The organism is Planktothrix sp. FACHB-1355 (genome assembly GCF_014748295.1).
GTDB classification, from domain to species: domain Bacteria; phylum Cyanobacteriota; class Cyanobacteriia; order Cyanobacteriales; family Aerosakkonemataceae; genus Aerosakkonema; species Aerosakkonema funiforme_A.
Window position 1 is genome coordinate 1 of the sequence record NZ_JACJUP010000937.1, and the last position, 2828, is coordinate 2828.

The 2828-nt window shown below is 44.7% G+C and carries 2 protein-coding genes; both read left to right on the forward strand.

The annotated features are described in order from the left end of the window. Positions 1 to 391 precede the first annotated feature (391 nt). Positions 392 to 1369: a substrate-binding domain-containing protein gene (locus tag H6S82_RS27195; RefSeq protein WP_190461717.1), complete on the forward strand. Its 978-nt coding sequence runs from the start codon at positions 392 to 394 to the stop codon at positions 1367 to 1369. 185 nt (positions 1370 to 1554) lie between these two features. Next, positions 1555 to 2828, forward strand: a 1274-nt coding sequence (locus H6S82_RS27200; RefSeq protein WP_191057032.1) for a sugar ABC transporter ATP-binding protein, incomplete at its 3' end; no start/stop codon positions are given.

Sequence of the window (2828 nt, forward strand, 5' to 3'; positions counted from 1 at the left end):
GGCTGTTTTTGCCAAAAGTTTTCTCCAGGTTTGAAAGAATGAGAATGCTGACATAAAATTTAATACATCGCAATAAAAACTAACTATTTTGAGGAGGCGAAAACAAGGACTTTTGTTTGGATCTTTGTTCGACAAAGCATTCTAGCGATCGGATCTGGAAGTTTTACTAACGCAAAAGTAAAAGGTATTGTGCAGTCCTAGATCTTGAGTTAGATAAGTAGGGTGGGCAATGCCCACCAAAATGGCTGTAAGCCTTTCGATACAGGTATGGTGGGCAATGCCCATCGTACAAATTATCTAACGATCGTAAATGTGACAAGGGCTGCTCTTGGCGTGGCAGCGTAATATTCGGAACAGACTCTCTCCAAATGAGCGTTCATTGGAGTAAGAAGTGAAACGAGTAGCGATCGCAGTCGGTCTTTTTAGCTTAGTAAGTAGCGCTATTGCCAGTTGCGCGACAAATCCCCAGAACACCCAAACTAGCAACCGTCGGAACACAGAACTTTCATCAGTTGCCGTCACAGTCCGCGACCTCGGCAACCCCTTTTTCGTCCAAATTGGTGAAGGTGCTGAAGCGGCTGCCAAGAAAATTGGCGGTCAGAATATCAGGACAACCCTTGTTTCCAGTGGAGACGACTTAAATCAGCAATTCAACCAAATCGAAAACTTCATCGCCTCAAATGTCAGCTTTATCATCCTTAATGCTGCTGACAGTAAAGGGATTGCTCCTGCTGTAGAAAAAGCTAAGCAAGCCGGAATTCCGATCGTTGCAGTCGATACCGCCGCCGAGGGAGGCGTCGATGCCACAGTTACTTCCAATAACGTGCAAGCCGGTGAAGTAAGCTGTCAATATATTGCCGATCGCTTAAAGGGTAAAGGCAGCGTTGTAATTATCAATGGCCCGCCTGTCACTTCCGTGGTCGAGCGAGTCCAGGGATGTTTGAGCGTATTCGCCAAATACCCAGGTATCAAGATTCTTTCCAAAGATCAAAATGCCGAAGGTAGCCGCGATGGTGGCTTAAGAGTAATGAGCGATTTGCTCATTTCATTCCCAAAAATCGATGCCGTTTTTGCTATTAATGACCCTACTGGCATTGGTGCAGAATTAGCCGCCAAACAAGCGAGGCGCAGCGAATTCTTTATTGTTGGTGTCGATGGCGCACCGGAAGCTAAAGACGCCCTCGAACAACAGAATAGCTTATTTGCCGCCACTGCGGCGCAAGACCCATTTAGCATGGCAGTCAAGGCAGTTGAAGTCGGAAACAACCTTCTCAAAGGCAAAAAGCCTGCCAATCCAAACATTCTAATTCCAGTCAAACTCATCACTCGCGAAAACGTTAAAGATTATAAAGGCTGGAGCAGTCAATAAAAACAATTTTGGATTTTGGATTTTGGATTTTGGATTTTGGATTGGCTCCGCCTTGAAAATGCGGATCTTAAAATTAGGATTTTTTTTGATGATAACCCTTGTAATGGGAGGTTTTAAACCGTTTGTATTCGGTCAAAAATCAAAATAAAACGTCTTTATTTGTTACTGACAAGAGGCGATTTTTCATGGTAAATATCCGGGAAACAGCAACTCAAACAAAACCCGTACTACAGATGCAAGGCATTACCAAAACCTTTCATGGCTTTACTGCTTTGCACGATGTCAACCTCACAATTTACCCTGGCGAAGTTCACGCACTCATGGGTGAAAATGGTGCAGGCAAAAGTACGTTAATGAAAATTTTGGCAGGAGCCTACATAGCCGATGCGGGAGAAATCCGAATTGACGATCGACCTATTAAAATGACCAACCCCGGTCAAGCCAGAGATTTGGGCATCGCCATTATTTATCAAGAAATCCATCTCGCCCCCAATTTGACAGTTGCCGAAAACATTTTTATGGGTCGAGAGCTTACAAAACATGGCGCGATCGATCGAGAAGGAATGCGGCGTAAGGCAGGTGAGATACTGGAAAACTTGGACGCGAGTTTTGATGCGGAAAACCTTGTTTCCACACTTTCAATTGCCGAACAGCAACAAGTGGAAATAGCTAGAGCGCTCAAAGACAAAAGTCGCATCCTGGTGATGGATGAACCCACAGCAGCGCTTTCAGAACGAGAGACAGAAAAACTTTTCGAGGTCGTTCGTCGGTTGCGGAATGAAGGCATCGCTATTATCTATATTAGCCATCGGATGGAAGAGATTTATGCGCTTGCCGATCGCGTCAGCGTATTGCGTGATGGCGGATACATCGGTTCTCTGGAAAAAAGGGAAATTTCTGCCCCTCGCCTCGTGGAAATGATGGTGGGTCGTCCTTTAGAAGATTTGTACGAACATAAACGTCAATCAACTGTCGGTCCCGTCGTACTTGAGGTAACAAATTTAAGCGATGGACGCAAAGTAAAGTTTGTCAGTTTTCAACTTCATGCAGGCGAAATTGTTGGTTTAGCAGGTTTGGTTGGCGCTGGTAGAACAGAGATTGCCCGTCTGATTTTTGGTGCTGACAAAAAGACGAGCGGTGAAATCAAACTGCAAGGTCGTCATCTCAATATTGCGACACCAGATGATGCGATCGAACAGGGAATTGCTTACGTTCCAGAAGACCGTAAAGATTTGGGATTATTTCTGGAAATGAGTTCTCATGAAAACATCATCATGAATGTTCTCGTCCGAGAAGCAAAAGCTGGCATTATCGACTCAAACGCACTTTCAAAAATTACGAATGATGCGATTAACAATTTGCAGATTCGTCTGGCCAGTCCGAGCATCAGAGCCGTGGATTTATCAGGAGGAAATCAGCAGAAATTATTGCTAGCGCGTTGGTTGGCAATTAACCCCAA